General features: G+C 71.5%; 14 protein-coding genes. 7 read left to right on the top strand and 7 right to left on the bottom strand.

Annotation, left to right across the window (positions count from 1 at the left end):
- Positions 1-16 precede the first annotated feature (16 nt).
- On the bottom strand, positions 17-1,489 hold the full coding sequence (locus tag EIY87_RS18850; protein WP_125309645.1) for a cytochrome ubiquinol oxidase subunit I: 1,473 nt from the start codon (positions 1,487-1,489) through the stop codon (positions 17-19).
- A 38-nt stretch (positions 1,490-1,527) separates the two neighbouring features.
- The gene (locus tag EIY87_RS18845; RefSeq protein ID WP_125309643.1) at positions 1,528-2,520 is read right to left on the bottom strand and encodes a S41 family peptidase; all 993 of its coding nucleotides are present in this window, start codon (positions 2,518-2,520) and stop codon (positions 1,528-1,530) included.
- A gap of 186 nt (positions 2,521-2,706) precedes the next feature.
- On the opposite strand from EIY87_RS18845, the gene EIY87_RS18840 reads away from it, so the two are divergent.
- Together EIY87_RS18840 and EIY87_RS18835 are read left to right on the top strand one after the other, a co-directional pair.
- Positions 2,707-3,294, top strand: a complete 588-nt coding sequence (locus EIY87_RS18840; protein ID WP_125309972.1) for a TMEM165/GDT1 family protein — start codon at positions 2,707-2,709, stop codon at positions 3,292-3,294.
- Between the two features lie 56 nt (positions 3,295-3,350).
- On the top strand, positions 3,351-3,998 hold the full coding sequence (locus tag EIY87_RS18835) for a DUF998 domain-containing protein (protein WP_125309641.1): 648 nt from the start codon (positions 3,351-3,353) through the stop codon (positions 3,996-3,998).
- Here the strand turns inward: EIY87_RS18835 and EIY87_RS18830 are convergent.
- Both EIY87_RS18830 and EIY87_RS18825 read right to left on the bottom strand, forming a co-directional pair.
- Positions 3,995-4,630 (bottom strand): IclR family transcriptional regulator, encoded by a 636-nt coding sequence (locus tag EIY87_RS18830; RefSeq protein WP_125309639.1) that lies wholly within the window; start codon positions 4,628-4,630, stop codon positions 3,995-3,997. The two genes, EIY87_RS18835 and EIY87_RS18830, sit on opposite strands and share 4 nt — an antisense overlap.
- Positions 4,627-5,481 carry a hypothetical protein gene (locus EIY87_RS18825; protein WP_276328914.1) on the bottom strand — a complete coding sequence of 285 codons (855 nt, stop codon included), beginning with the start codon at positions 5,479-5,481 and terminating at the stop codon, positions 4,627-4,629. Before EIY87_RS18825 ends, EIY87_RS18830 begins: the two co-directional genes overlap by 4 nt.
- A gap of 85 nt (positions 5,482-5,566) precedes the next feature.
- On the opposite strand from EIY87_RS18825, the gene EIY87_RS18820 reads away from it, so the two are divergent.
- The 3 genes from EIY87_RS18820 to EIY87_RS18810 all read left to right on the top strand — a co-directional run bounded on the left by EIY87_RS18820 (position 5,567) and on the right by EIY87_RS18810 (position 9,358).
- The gene (locus EIY87_RS18820) at positions 5,567-6,739 is read left to right on the top strand and encodes a homogentisate 1,2-dioxygenase (RefSeq protein ID WP_125309637.1); all 1,173 of its coding nucleotides are present in this window, start codon (positions 5,567-5,569) and stop codon (positions 6,737-6,739) included.
- 71 nt (positions 6,740-6,810) lie between these two features.
- Positions 6,811-8,619, top strand: coding sequence for a substrate-binding and VWA domain-containing protein (locus EIY87_RS18815; protein ID WP_125309635.1), 1,809 nt, complete (start codon positions 6,811-6,813; stop codon positions 8,617-8,619).
- Position 8,620: 1 nt separating this feature from the next.
- Positions 8,621-9,358 carry a hypothetical protein gene (locus tag EIY87_RS18810; protein ID WP_125309633.1) on the top strand — a complete coding sequence of 246 codons (738 nt, stop codon included), beginning with the start codon at positions 8,621-8,623 and terminating at the stop codon, positions 9,356-9,358.
- Here EIY87_RS18810 and EIY87_RS18805 read toward each other — a convergent pair.
- Entirely contained in the window at positions 9,355-10,512 is a 1,158-nt protein-coding gene (locus EIY87_RS18805; protein ID WP_404800055.1) for an MFS transporter, read from the bottom strand. The genes EIY87_RS18810 and EIY87_RS18805 overlap by 4 nt on opposite strands.
- 146 nt (positions 10,513-10,658) lie before the next feature.
- Between EIY87_RS18805 and EIY87_RS18800 the strand changes: the two genes are divergently transcribed.
- A complete protein-coding gene (locus EIY87_RS18800) occupies positions 10,659-11,585 on the top strand; it encodes a LysR family transcriptional regulator (RefSeq protein ID WP_125309629.1) in 927 nt (308 codons plus the stop codon).
- Here the strand turns inward: EIY87_RS18800 and EIY87_RS18795 are convergent.
- The gene (locus EIY87_RS18795) at positions 11,552-12,574 is read right to left on the bottom strand and encodes a hypothetical protein (RefSeq protein WP_125309627.1); all 1,023 of its coding nucleotides are present in this window, start codon (positions 12,572-12,574) and stop codon (positions 11,552-11,554) included. The genes EIY87_RS18800 and EIY87_RS18795 overlap by 34 nt on opposite strands.
- A gap of 156 nt (positions 12,575-12,730) precedes the next feature.
- Here EIY87_RS18795 and EIY87_RS18790 point away from each other — a divergent pair, with 156 nt between their 5' ends.
- Positions 12,731-13,525 (top strand): DUF2470 domain-containing protein, encoded by a 795-nt coding sequence (locus tag EIY87_RS18790; protein WP_125309625.1) that lies wholly within the window; start codon positions 12,731-12,733, stop codon positions 13,523-13,525.
- Here EIY87_RS18790 and EIY87_RS18785 read toward each other — a convergent pair.
- Positions 13,517-13,978, bottom strand: coding sequence for a PPOX class F420-dependent oxidoreductase (locus EIY87_RS18785; protein ID WP_125309623.1), 462 nt, complete (start codon positions 13,976-13,978; stop codon positions 13,517-13,519). The genes EIY87_RS18790 and EIY87_RS18785 overlap by 9 nt on opposite strands.
- Positions 13,979-13,984: the final 6 nt, after the last annotated feature.

Raw genomic sequence — 13,984 nt, 5'->3', positions numbered from 1 at the left:
ACTCATCGTCAGCACCTCAGTAGGCGAAGGCGAGCGTGTCCTCGCCCGGTTTGTCGGAATCCTTCTTCTCCGGGGGCATCACCGCTTCGACGCCGCCGCGGACGTACTTGCGCATCAGGAACAGCTCCACCACGCCGAGGGCCGCGTACACCGTGGTCAGGGCGATCAGTGACGTCCAGACCTCACCGGTCGTCAGGCGCGACACCGCCTGGGCCGTGAACATCCAGACGCCGTCCACGCCCGACGGGTTCGGGACGACCACGAACGGCTGACGGCCCATCTCCGTGAAGATCCAGCCCGCGCTGTTGCCGAGGAACGGCGTCGCGATGCCGCCCAGGACCAGCAGCGGGAACCAGCGCCCGGTGGGGATCCGGTCGCGACGGGTCAGCCACAGCGCCAGCAGCCCGATGCCCGCCGAGACCGCGCCGAAGCCGATCATCATCCGGAAGCCCCAGTACGTCACAGGCAGGTTGGGCACGTAGTCGATCGGCTTGCCCGCGAGCGAACCCAGCTCCGGGTCGTCCGGGTAGTTCGTGCCGTACTTCGCCTGGTACTCGGTGATCAGGTCCTCGACGCCCTTGACCTCGGTCTTGAAGTCGTTGTGCGCGAGGAACGACAGCAGCGCCGGCACGTTGAACGTCTTGACGTCCTCGCAGTTCGACCCCGCGACGTCGCCGATCGCGATGATCGAGAAGCTCGCCGGCTGCTCCGTGTGGCACAGCGCTTCCGCCGACGCCATCTTCATCGGCTGCTGCTCGAACATCAGCTTGCCCTGCGCGTCACCGGTGATCGCCAGCACCGCGAACGCCGCCACGCCGACCCAGCCGCCGAGGCGCAGCGAGGAGCGCCACACGTCCTGGTTCGACCGGCGCCGCCAGAGGTGCCAGCCCGCGACGCCGACCAGGAAGGCCGCGGCCACCGAGAACGCGCCCGCGAGCGTGTGCGGGATCGCGGCCAGCGCCGTGTTGTTCGTCAGCACCGCCCAGATCGAGTTCATCGTCGGCTTGCCGTTCTCGAACGTCACGCCGACCGGGTGCTGCATCCACGAGTTCGCGGCCAGGATGAAGTACGCCGAAGCCATGGTGGCCAGCGAAAACGCCCAGGCGCACGCCAGGTGCACCTTCTTCGGCAGCCGGTCCCAGCCGAAGATCCACAGGCCGAGGAACGTCGACTCGACGAAGAACGCGACGAGCCCTTCCATCGCCAGCGGCGCGCCGAAGACGTCGCCGACGAAGCGGGAGTACGCGCTCCAGTTCATCCCGAACTGGAACTCCTGCACGATGCCGGTCACGACGCCCATCGCGAAGTTGACCAGCAGCAGCTTGCCCCAGAACTTCGTCATCTTCAGGTGCCGCGGATCGCCGGTGCGGACCCACCGGGTCTGCATCGCCGCGACCAGGATCGACAGCCCGATGGTCAGCGGGACCATCAGGAAGTGGTAGACGGTGGTGATGCCGAACTGCCACCGCGCTAGCTCAAGGACCTCCACGTGGTCCAGCGTGCTCCGGGCCGCCGGACCCAGCTAGATCATTCGGTCCCGTCCCTCCCGGGACCAACGTCCTTCACCTGACCGAGTGCCTCCCGCGCCTCCTCGGCGACGCCGCGCCGCGCCCCGGCCGAACCCAGCGTGAGGACGTGCTTCAGCGCCAGCGCGTACGCCGTGTCGAACGCCTGGTCCGCAGCCACCGGGAGGTCCGGGCGGACGCCGGTGCCTTCCCAGTTCTCCCCCGTCTCCGGGTGCAGCGAACGCGCGATGGACACCGTGACGTCGAGGTACGTGTCCACCTTGTACTGCTCACGCGGGTGGGCGCCGCCGCGGGTGGCCTCGCCGACCGTCTTCGCGCGGCCCTGCTGCTGGAGCGAGAACGCCAGGTCTTCGCCGCCGGAGAACGTCCGCGGGCCGGTCAGCACCCAGATCGGTTTCGTGCCGCCGAACCGCGGGCCCGGCACGTACGGCAGCGTCCACATCTGGGTCGTCTTGTCGCCCTCGCGCTCGTAGATGTCGAGGTAGTGCACCTGCTCGTCGACGAGGTAGGTCTGCAGCAGCGCGCTGGTGCCCGGGCTGCCGCCGCGGTTGCGGCGCACGTCGAGCAGCAGCGCGTCCGTCGTCGCGAGCAGCGTCATCGCCGCCGAGATCGCGGGACCGGCCAGCTCCGCCGGGTACAGCATCGTCGTGTCGAGGTAGCCGACGTTGCCGGCCAGCCGCCGGACGGCCGCGACGCCGAAGCCCTCCAGCTCGGCCTCGACCCGGAAGTCCTCGGAGTTCATCGCCGCGTCGCCGTCGTCGGCCACCGGGTCGGCGTGGTGGCGCAGGCGCAGGTGCGGGTCGCCGTTGACGGACTGCAGGTCGGCCGTGACGAGCGTCGCGAATTCGGCGTCGTCCACGTCCGCGTACGCCCCTTCGTCGAGACGGCCGCGGAGCACGTCCGCCAGCTTCGCGGCGACGGCCGGGAAGACGTAGTGCGCTTCCAGCCGGCGGATGACCTCGTTGACCTGCGCGACACGCGCCTCTGACCCCATGACCGTCAACCTACCGGAGCCCGCAAACGAAAATTCGGGGTGCCGAAGAAAATTGTGCGCCCCGGCTGGATGACAAATTCATGGCTGCCGATCAGGCGATTTCGCGATCGCCATCAGCTTGCGGTTCTCTGAATCGCCCCTTTATCGTTGCAGTGAAAGGGGCGAAGAAATCACATGACTTCCGCGATGGTGGCGTTGATCAGCGCGTTCGGCCTGGTCCTCGCCGTGGAGCTGCCGGACAAGACGCTGGTCGCGACCCTCGTGCTGACCACGCGCTTCCGCGGCGGTCCGGTATTCGCGGGTGTGTGCGCCGCGTTCGCCGTGCAATGCGTGATCGCGGTCGCGTTCGGCAGTGTCCTGACGCTGTTGCCGGACGTCGTCCTTTCCCTCGCCGTCGCCGCGATGTTCGGCCTCGGTTCTTTCATGCTCCTTCGCGAAGGATTCAGCGAAGCGGACGAAGCCGGTGAAGACGCTTCGCGCATCGGCCCGGCTCCGCTGTCCTTCCTGCGCTCCGCGATGACGTCGTTCGGCGTGCTCTTCGCCGCGGAGTGGGGTGACGCCTCCCAGCTCGCCACCGCCAGCCTCGCCGCCCGGATCGGCAACCCCGTCGCCGTCGGCGTCGGCGCGTTCGCCGCGCTCGTCGTCGTCGCCGGGCTGGCCGTGTTCATCGGCGGGAAGATCCGCAGCCGGATCAAGCCGAAGCTGATCCAGCGCTGCGCCGGGTTCGTGTTCGCCGGTTTCGCCGCGTTCGCCCTGCTCCAGCTGACCTTCTGACCGCTGCCTCACAGGTTCACCCGGTAACCTTTCGGAAACGAAAGGGTGGAAGCCAGGTGAACAAGCCATTGACCGCGGTCTCGCCGTGGCACGGCAGGCTCGCGCTCGGTGGCATCGGCCTCGCCGTGGCCATCTCGCTCGACCTGCACCTGAGCCTGTCCGGCCAGGTCAGCCCGATCTGGCAGACGCTCTCGGAGTACGTCTACGGCAGGCTCGGCACGGCGTCGGCCGCGCCGCTGTTCAGCGTGATGTGCCTGGCCCTGTCGCTCGGCTCGGTCGCCCTGCTCGCCGGCATCGCGAAAGCGCACCGGCCGGGCACCACCGCCGTCTGCGTGCTGCTCGGCGTGTGGTCGGCCGGGCTGCTCGTGTGCGGGCTCGTCCCGGTGGACCCCGACGGCCAGGCGCGCTCGCTCGCCGGGCAGGTCCACAACCTCGCCGCGCTCACGGCGTTCCTCGCCCTGCCGGCGGCCGCCTTCGTGCTGACGAAGAAGGGCCGCGAACGCTGCCCCTGGGAACCGCGCCGGACGACGATCCGCCGCCTGGCCACGGCGAGCTTCGCCAGCGTCGGCGTGGTGCTGGGCGGGTTCGTCCTGACGCTCGTCCTCGGCCCGGCGAACCAGGAGGTCACGCTCGGCCTGTTCGAGCGGCTGCTGTTCACCGTCGACGTCACGCTGCTGCTGACGATGGTCCGGCCGCTGCGCTAAGCCTTCAGGATGTCCGCCAGCCGCACGGCGGCCGCGACGACCTGCGGACCCACCTCGGCGGCCTGCAACGGCTCCATCGAGACGACCCCGACGCTCGCCTTCAGCCCCGGCACCCCGCGGACCGGCGCCGCGACGCCGGACGCGCCCGCCTGCAGCTCGCCGGTGGACGTCACCCAGCCGTCGCCGCCGGGCCGCAGGGACATCGCTTTGCCCGCCGCGCCGGCGGTCAGCGAGTGGCGGCTCCCGACGCGGTAGGCGACGTGGAAACTCGTCCAGGACGGCTCCACGACGGCCACCGCAAGCGCTTGCTCCCCCTGCGCGACCGACAGGTGCGCGGTCGCGCCCACCTTTTCGGCCAGCTCGCGCAGCACCGGGCCGGCCGCGTCCCGCAGCTGCGGGAGCACCTGCCCGGCCAGCCGCAGCAGCCCGACGCCGAGTCGCACCTTGGTGCCGTCGCGCCAGACCAGCCCGCGCTCCGACAGCGGCACGAGCAGCCGGTAGACGGCCGCGCGGCTGGCCCCGATGGTGACCGCCAGCTCGGAGATGGTCGCCGCGTCGCCACCGGCGTCGGCCACTGCCTGCAGCAGGGCCAGCCCGCGGTCGAGCGTCAGCGACCCCTCCCGGCTGGTCACAGCAAGCCGAGTTCGCCCAGGTCGGCGACCGGCTCCTCGAACGACGCCGCCGCGTAGGACGCGAAGAGCGCCCGCACGGCCTTGGCGGCCGGCTCGGACAGCGCCCGGGCCTCGTCGGCCAGCGCCTGGGCGTCGGTCGACTCCAGCGCCGCCCGGACGTCACCGCCGGCGAGGCTGCGCGCGGACGCCACGAGCAGGTTCAGGAAGCCGTGGTGCACGAAGCCGGTTTCCGGGTCGGTGTGCCGGACCGCGCGGTGCAGGCTGTTCGTCGCCTTGAACGAGGCCCCGCTGGACCCGGAGACCACGGCGAGGAAGTCCGCGACCTCGTCGACGTTGGGGAAGTTCTCCCCCGCCTTGCCGCCGCAGCGGATCTTCGGCCAGCTGCCGTGCTCGATCACCTTGCGCACGCCGTCCAGCCAGCCGACGCCGCGCCGCGGCTCGACCACGCGGATGACGTCCTCGGGGACGAACTCCGAAACGCGCTCCAGCCAGACCTCGTCGACGTCCGACGGCGCGGGCATCTCGACCATCCGCAGCGCGAGCAGCTCACTGCGCGACTCGACGATCGAGATGGCCTTCGGGACGCCGCCGAGGCCGGTGTCGATGATCAGCGACAGCGGGAGCGGCTGCTTCGGCTTGATCTTGATCAGCTCGGTGATCAGCTCCGGCAACCGGGAGGCTTGACAGAGAAAAACCCCCAGGACACCCGCGTGTTCGGACTCCCGGCTCGCGAAGTGCGAGCGCAGAGCTTCGGGCATGGCCGCATCGCCCGGAGGGAACAGCGCCGAGTCGTCGACGAGCCTCGCGAACAGGGGAGGAATCCCACGGGGGCCGGGGGGCGTGAGTTCCACAGCGCTTGACACGACTGACACGCTAGTAGCGTACGACATCAGGACAAAATCGTTCGCACAACGGACACGTATGAAGGGGACGCCGATGCCTTACTACCGGCAAGTAGGCGAGATCCCGCACAAGCGGCACACCGCGTTCCGCAAGCCGGACGGCGGCCTCTACGCCGAGGAGCTGATGGGCGTCGAGGGCTTCTCCGCCGACTCCGCGCTGCTCTACCACCGCGGCCTGCCGACGGCGATCGTCGACGCCGTCGCGGTCGAGGAGGACCGCGGCCCGCTCACCCCGAACCTGCCGCTCAAGCCGCGTGCCTTCAAGACCCAGGACCTCAAGTTCGGCGGCGAGACCGACGCCGTGACCGACCGGCGGCGGCTGTTCGGCAACAACGACGTCACGATCGGCTTCGTCACCGCGACCGCGCCCAGCCCGCTCTACCGCAACGCGGCCGGCGACGAGCTCTTCTACGTCCACGGCGGCTCGGCGACGGTCGAGACGATCTACGGCAGCATCGACGTGGGCGACGGCGACTACCTGGTGATCCCGACGTCGTGCACCTACCGGGTGGTCCCCCACGGCGAGATCAACCTCTTCACGCTGGAGGCGCGCGGCCACATCGGCCCGCCGAAGCGGTACCTGTCGGCGAAGGGCCAGTTCCTGGAGCACGCGCCGTACTGCGAGCGCGACATCCGCGGGCCGTCGGCGCCGCTGGTGGTGGACGGCGAGGACGTCGAGGTGCTCGTGCGGCACCGCGCGGGCCTCACGCGCTACACGTACGCGACGCACCCCTTCGACGTCGTCGGCTGGGACGGCTGCCTCTACCCGTGGGCCTTCAACATCGACGACTTCGAGCCGATCACCGGCCGCGTGCACCAGCCGCCGCCGGTGCACCAGACGTTCGAGGGCCCGAACTTCGTCGTCTGCTCCTTCTGCCCGCGGAAGGTCGACTACCACGAGGACTCGATCCCGGTGCCGTACAACCACGCGAACGTCGACTCCGACGAGCTGATGTTCTACGTGCGCGGCAACTACGAAGCCCGCAAGGGCTCGGGCATCGGCGTCGGCTCGCTGTCGCTGCACCCGTCCGGCTTCACGCACGGCCCGCAGCCGGGCGCGGCGGAGGCGTCGATCGGCGCGGAGTTCTTCGACGAGACCGCGGTCATGGTCGACACGTTCGCGCCGCTCGAACTCGGCGAGGCCGCCGACGCGTCCGAGGACCCCGGCTACGCGTGGACGTGGTCGCGCCGCGGCCCTAAGCAATAGTCAAAATACCGTCCTCTTCCCGTTCCGCTGCCGGATAATGGAATTTCCGGTCGCGGAACGGGGAGGATTCGATGATCAATTCCCAGCCAGCACGGCGAAGGAGAAAGATTCTCCCGTTCCTGGCCGCGATCGTGGTCGCCGCCGGGCTGATCATCGGGATCCGGGCCTGGACCAGCGGCTCGGACGACGAGGCCGACGCGCCGAAGTGCACCGGCTCGGACGCCGTCGCGCTCACCGTCGCGTCGTCGCCGGAAAAGGCCGGAATAGTCCAGGAGGCCGCCAAGGCCTACTCCGGACGGACGGTCGCCGGCCATTGCGTCGACGTCGTCGTGAAATCGAAGTCGTCGGGCGTCGCGATGCAGGCGCTGGCGAACGGCTGGAACGAGGCCACCGACGGCCCGCGCCCGGACGTCTGGACGCCGGCCGCGAGCGGCTGGGTCAACCTGCTGCGCGTCAACGCGAAGGGCGACACGGCGTCGATCGTGCCGGACGGCGACCCGCAGTCGATCGCGAACTCGCCGCTGACCGTCGCCATGCCGAAGCCGATGGCCGAGGCGCTGGGCTGGCCGGCCAAGCCGATCGGCTGGAAGGACCTCGCGACGCTGGCGACCGACCCGGCGGGCTGGGCGAAGTTCGGCCACCCCGAGTGGGGCAGGTTCCGGCTCGGCAAGACGAACCCGAACATCTCGACGGCGGGGTTGAACGCCACGATCGGCGCCTACTACGCGGCCACCGGGACGTCGTCCGACCTCACCGCGGCCGCGCTCGAGAAGCCGGAGGCCCGGCAGTTCGTCTCGAACATCGAGCAGGCGATCGTGCACTACGGCGACAACACGCTGACGTTCCTGACCAACCTGCAGAAGGCCGACGACCGCGGCGCGGCGCTGTCCTACATCTCGGCGGTGACCGTCGAGGAGAGCTCCCTGATCGGCTACAACCAGGGCAACCCGACGAACGACCCGGCGAAGGTCGGCCAGCACGCGCCGCCGAAGGTGCCGATCGTCGCGATCTACCCGGCCGACGGCACGCTCAACTCCGACCACCCGTTCGTCACGCTGAACTGGGCCGACCCGACGCGCAAGCAGATCGCCGCGGACTTCCTCGGCTACCTGCGCGGCCCGGAGACCCAGCAGCGGTTCGCCGCGCTCGGCTTCCGCTCGTTCGACGGCCAGCCGGGTCCGCAGGCGACGATCCAGAACGGCGTCCAGCCGGACGCGAAGATCAACTTCATCCGGCCGCCGTCGCCGACCGTGCTTTCGAAGCTGCTGGCGTCGTGGACCGAGCTGCGCAAGAAGGCGAACGTGCTGCTCGTCGTGGACGTCTCGGGCTCGATGGGCGACGAGGTCAAGGGCACCGGCAAGAGCAAGATCGACCTGGCCAAGCAGGCCGCGATCGACGCGCTCGGCCAGTTCGTGCCGCGCGACCAGGTCGGGCTCTGGCAGTTCTCCACCCACCTCGACGGCGACAAGGACTACCAGGAGCTGGTCCCGGTGCAGGCGCTCGGGAACAGCGGCAAGGAAACCCTCGCGATGCGGCTGAGCGGGCTGACGCCGCAGGCGGGCACCGGGCTCTACGACTCGTCGCAGGCCGCGTACGAGTACCTGAAGGCGCACCTCGACCCGGCCGCGATCAACGCGGTCGTCGTGCTGACCGACGGCCGCAACGAGGACTCCGGCGGCATCGACCTCGAGCACCTGCTGCCGCAGCTGCGGCCGGAGGGCAACGCGGAGACGGTCCGGCTGTTCACCATCGCCTACGGCTCGGACGCCGACCAGGGCGTGCTGAAGCAGATCGCGGAAGCGACCGAGGGATCGGAGTACGATTCGTCCAAACCGGACTCGATCAACCAGGTGTTCACCTCCGTGATCTCGAATTTCTGACATGAAGTTCGCCCGTGAGCTCGCCGAACCGTGGGGGCTGCTGTTCGCCGCCACGTCGGCCGGGGTGGCGTGGGCCGTGCAGCTGCCGGTCGTCGCCGCCGTCGGGGTCGGGGTGGCGGTGCTCGCCGCGCGGGCGGGCGTCGCCGTCGCGACCCGCGAGAAGGAGCCGCGACCGCGTGAGGCGCGGGTGCTCGACGTCGCGCCCGGCTCGCCCGAAGAGAACTGGCTGCGCCGGGCCGAAAGCGCGGCCGAGGGCTTCGGCTCGCTCAGCGACTCCCTGGACGCGGGGCCGCTCGCCGACCGCGTCGCGGACATGGCACCGGTGGTCCAGGAGACGCTGGTGACGCTGCGGCGCCTGGCCGGGCGTGCCTCGGCGACCGGGAAGGCGCTCTCGCGGGTGGACCTCGACGCCGTCTCGAAGGAGCGACGCCGCCTGGAGCGCGAGCTGCGTTCGGCGCGCGCGGAAGTGCGCGGCGACCTGGAGCAGGCGCTGACGGCGGTGCAGGCACAGGCCGACGTGCACACCCGGCTGTCCGGCGCGCGCGACAAGCTGCTGGCGCAGCTGCAGTCCGGCGCGCTCGGCCTGGACAGCCTGGTGGCGCGGGTCGCGGAGCTGACCGCCGCGACGACGGACGTCGCCGTCGACACCGGCGCCGTCCGGGAGCTGAGCGACCAGCTGGAAGGCATCCGCCAAGGCGTGCTGGAAACCGAGCAGGCGACCCGGAAGTCGCTGGGCTAGACGGCGACCGGCGTCCGATCGCGCCGGGGCAGCAGCAACGGCGTCACGAGCACGAGCACCCCGGCGACCCCGATCGCGACCCGCGGGCCGGTGCAGCCGGCGAGCACCCCCCACAGGGCGGTCAGCGCGGCGATCGCCGCCTTGGTGCTGACCGACCACGCCGAGAGCGTGCGGGCGGCGCGGTCCGGCGGCAGCTGTTCGAGCCGGTAGGTGGCCAGCACGGGGTTGAACACGCTGCAGCTGACGATCAGGCCCAGCTCTACGACCATGACGAAGACCAGCCCGCTCGCGCCGCCGGGCAGGAACGCCAGCGCGAGCAGCCAGCACGCCCGGACCGCGCCCGACGTCAGCAGCACGGGGTGCCGCCCGAACCGGGCGACGAGCCGCGGGGTCAGCCGCGAACCGGCCAGCCCGCCGAGGCACGGCACCGCGAACGCGAGCCCGTACTGCCACGGCGTGAGCCCGAGCTCGCCCAGCATCAGCACCGCGAGCAGCGGCTCGGTCGCCATCACCAGGCCGTTGAAGACCATCGCGTTGAAGAGCAGCGGGCGCAGTCCTCGGTGGGCCAGCAGGAAGCGCCACCCGTCGGCCAGCTCACGCGCGCGCAGCCGCTCGGTGTGGCGCGGGCGCGGCTCGTCCCCGCCGATCGCCCGGATCCCGAGCGCGGAGAGCAGGAAACTGGCGGCGTTGGCCGCCACCGACGTCACCGGCCCGAGCACGGCGAACGCGGCCCCGCCGAGCGGCGGCCCGAGCGCGGTGGCCGTCCAGTTCGTCGATTCGAACCGGCCGTTGGCCACGAGCAGGTCCTCCGGCGCGACGAGCCCCTTCAGGAAGGCCCCGCTCGCCGAGGTGAAGGTGATGTCCGCCGCGGCGACGACCACGGAGACGGCGAGGAGCTGGCCGAAGCTCAGCAACCCGAGGGCGTAGCAGGCGGGCACGCTGAGCAGCGCGCCGAACCGCACCAGGTCCATGGCCACCATGACCGGCCGCTTCCGCCGCCGGTCCACCCACGGTCCCAGCGGCACGGCCACGAGCGCCCCCACCGCGGGCCCGATCGCGGCGAGCGCCGACACCGCCGTGGGCCCGGCGTGCAGCACGAGGATCGCGAGCATGGGGAACGCGCCGAACCCGAGCCAGGTGCCGAACGCGCTCACCGCGTACGCCGACCAAAGCCACCTGAATCCCCGCCCGAGCTGCCTCCGCGTCACCGGGAGATCAAAGCGAGGAGCGGGCGAGCGGCGCAAACAACCGACGCGTCGGCGAGCCACAACGCGGGGTTGTGGTCCTAAGGTCGGTCGCCGTGGACCTCGACGCAGTGCGCACCTTCGTGGCCGTCGTTTCGGCGGGCCGGTTCCAGGACGCCGCGGTGGACTTGTCGATCACGCAGCAGGCGGTCTCGAAGCGCATCGCGACGTTGGAGAAGACCCTCGGCGCCCGCTTGTTCACCCGCACCGCCCGCGGCGCGCGGCTGACCACCGAAGGCGAAGCGTTCCTGCCGCACGCGAGGGAGCTGCTTTCGGCGGAGGCGCGAGCACTGGCGTCGGTCCGCACCGGCCCGCTGCGCGTCGACGTCATCGGCCGCCGCCTGTGCCCGGCGACGTTGCTGCGGGAGTTCCACGAGTCGCACCCGGAGATCGCGCTGGAGGTGGTGACCCTGTTCGACACGGCGGCCACCGCGCTCCGTACCGGCAAGATCGACGCGTCGTTCCGCGCGGTGGTGCAGCTGCCGCCGGACCTCGACGCGCGGTGGGTGTTCGACGAGCCCATCGAGCTGCTGTGCGGACCCCGGCACCCGCTGGCCGGCACGTCGTCGGTGACCCCGGCGGAGCTGGCGGGGCACCGGCTGTGGCTGCCGGGGGTCGCGCCCGGGACCGAGTGGGGTGCGTACTACGGCGCGTTCGCGACGGCGTTCGGGCTGTCGATCGACGCGGCCGGCCCGAACTTCGGGACCGAGGTGGTGCTGGACACGGTCGCTGAGTCGGCGGAGGTGGCGACGCTGTTCCCCACGGGCGCCCGGCTGTTGTGGCCGGCGGAGCACGACCTGCGGCGGGTGCGGATCGAACGGCCGGTGCCGGTGTACCCGCATTCGCTGGTGTGGCGCCGCGACAACCCGCACCCGGCGCTGGCGGCGCTGCGGTCCTACCTGGGCCAGGGCACCCGGGCGAACGACGCTTGGCACCCGCGGTGGGACGCTCAGCCCAGCCGGACCGTGCCCAGGACCGGGTAGCCCGGCAGGCCCGTGCGTGCCGCGCCCGGTCGGGGGACGCCCGCGATCCACAGGCGGCCCGTCGACGCGATGTTCGCGGCCATCGACGGGTCCGCCTTGGCGAGGCGGAAGGGGACCACCGTGCCGTCGGCCAGCATGGTCAGGCCGCTCAGCCGCGCCGTGCCGCGGCGGTCCATGCGGACCGGGCCGTCCGGGACCGCGCGCAGTTCCGTCCAGTGGTCGGCCGTCAGCGGGCGGCCGTGGGCGAGCGAACGCAGTCCCATCGCGAGCGCGCCCAGCAGCGCGCCGGCCGCGAAGGCCCACGCGATCCAGCCGATGACCGGGAAATCGAGCCGGACCCACAGCGCGAAACCGGCCAGTACCAGCAGGAACGCCGCCGTCCGGCGCAGTTCGCGGGCGAGTCCGCGGCGGTGCGCGGCGAGGACCGGGTCGAGCCGCGGCGAGCCCGAGCCGGCCGGGACCGGGACCGCCGTGGCGCCCGGCGGCGGCGTCTCGTGGACGCGGGCGCGGCGGACGCGGACCAGCCCGGAGAAGCCGACGAAGACCTTCGGACCACGTCCCAGCAGCCAGACCCGCCGGTGCCCGGCCAGCAGCAGCCGGTGGGCTTCGTCGAGGCGGACGCGCAGCCAGCGGCCGTCCGGGAGGCGGACGCCGACCGTCCGGCCGGCCGCGACCAGTGCGGTGACGTCCACCTGCCGGAACGCCTCCCGCTTCAGCCGCGTTTCGGGCACCCTCACGTACGCGCGGTAGAGCCACCACGCCTCGACCGAGCCGGCCAGCACGAGCGTGCCCACCGGCAGCGCGAGGCCGGCGCCGGTGAAGAACTGGACGACCCCGAACACCAGGAACAGCCAGGACAGCACCCGCCGGTCCGCGGTGCTCCGGCCGATGCGGTCGAGGTACTCGCCGAAGATCGGCAGCGCCCCGGACGGCATCGCGGGGTCGAGTTCGAACGCCGGCACGCGTTCGGGAACCGGGACGATCTGCACGCTAGGCCCCCACCGTGTCGGCTTTGGTCACCGGCTTTTCGGTGAACCGGTCACCGGCGTTACCGGATACTCCGTTCAGCGGAACGCCGGGCGTGACCCGGGTGACTACCCAGACCGTCGAATTCAGGTTAGGCTCACCTAAGTAGGAGGTGAGCCGTGACCCAGGCCCCCGCATCCATCCGCCGCCCGCCGGCGCCGAACCCCGCCGAGCGCGCCAAGACGATCGCGACCCGCAACGGTCCCGCGTCCTTGCTGCCCACCTGCGAACGCGCCGGTCTCGACGGCGAGCGCGTCGTCCCGGTCCTGCACCACGTGCACCACAGCGGCAGCGTGAGCGTGCTGCTGGCCGACGACCACCCCATGGTCACCGCGGCGAAGCAGACCCAGCGCGGCGAGCTGGCCGTGATGGTCGAGCTCGCCGACCAGGCGCCGGTCGCGCTGCGGGAACCGATCCGCGGGCTGCTGTGGATCACCGGCTGGCTGCGGCCGCTCTCCCCGGTGTCGGCCCGCGCGCGAGCGGTCGCGATCGCCGAAACGCGGCCGGACGAGCGGCTGCTCGACGTCGGCCACGGCGTCACGCTGCTGCGGCTCACCCCGGCGTCGCTCGTGCTCGCCGACGCCGAGGGCACGCACTCGCTGCGCCCGCACATGTTCAGCGCCGCGCCGCCCGACCCGTTCCACGACTACGAGGCCCAGTGGCTGCGGCACCTGGAAAGCGACCACTCCGACGTCGTCGACCAGCTGGCGAAGCACCTGCCGGCGGACCTGCGAGGCGGCCGGATCCGCCCGCTCGGGCTCGACCGGTTCGGGCTGCGGCTGCGCGTCGAGTCCGAGGCGGGCGACCACGACGTGCGGCTGGCGTTCTCGAAGTCCGTCGACAGCCCGCCGCAGCTCGCGACGGAGCTGCGGCGGCTGGTCGGCTGCCCGTTCCTGCGGGGCGCGTCAGGCTAGTTCGGCGGGGAAGCCGCCCTTGGCGATCGGGCCCCAGCTCTCGATGGTGATCCGGATGATGCTCTTGCCCTGCTTGACCATGGCTTCGCGGTATTCGTCCCAGTCGGGGTGCTCGCCGGAAATGGCGCGGAAGTAGTCGACGAGCGGCTCGACCGAATCCGGGATGTCCAGCACCTCGGCGGTGCCGTTGAGCTGCACCCACTGGTCGTTCCACTCGTCGGACAGGACGCAGGCCGAGACCTTCGGGTTGCGCTTGATGTTCACGATCTTGGCGCGCTTCGGGTAGGTCGAGATGACCAGCCTGCCCTCGGCGTCGACCCCGCAGGTGACCGGCGACAGCTGCGGCCCGCCGTCGGCCTTCGTGGTCAGCAGGATCGCGCGGTGGCGGGTGGACAGGAACTCGACCAGCGCGGTGCGGTCGACGGTTTCGTTGGTGGCGATGCTCCTCGGCATACCCCG

Origin of the sequence: Amycolatopsis eburnea (assembly GCF_003937945.1) — a bacterium.
In the GTDB taxonomy this organism is placed as follows: Bacteria; Actinomycetota; Actinomycetes; order Mycobacteriales; family Pseudonocardiaceae; genus Amycolatopsis; species Amycolatopsis eburnea.
The sequence above is the reverse complement of the archived record's forward strand: the minus strand, read 5'-3'. Positions and strand labels throughout refer to the sequence as shown.

Coding starts and splice junctions, on each gene's coding strand:
- EIY87_RS18785 (WP_125309623.1), bottom strand. CDS start 13,978: ATGCCGAGGAGCATCGCCACCAACGAAACCGTCGACCGCACCGCGCTG.
- EIY87_RS18810 (WP_125309633.1), top strand. CDS start 8,621: ATGAAGTTCGCCCGTGAGCTCGCCGAACCGTGGGGGCTGCTGTTCGCC.
- EIY87_RS18840 (WP_125309972.1), top strand. CDS start 2,707: ATGGTGGCGTTGATCAGCGCGTTCGGCCTGGTCCTCGCCGTGGAGCTG.
- EIY87_RS18820 (WP_125309637.1), top strand. CDS start 5,567: ATGCCTTACTACCGGCAAGTAGGCGAGATCCCGCACAAGCGGCACACC.
- EIY87_RS18845 (WP_125309643.1), bottom strand. CDS start 2,520: ATGGGGTCAGAGGCGCGTGTCGCGCAGGTCAACGAGGTCATCCGCCGG.
- EIY87_RS18815 (WP_125309635.1), top strand. CDS start 6,811: ATGATCAATTCCCAGCCAGCACGGCGAAGGAGAAAGATTCTCCCGTTC.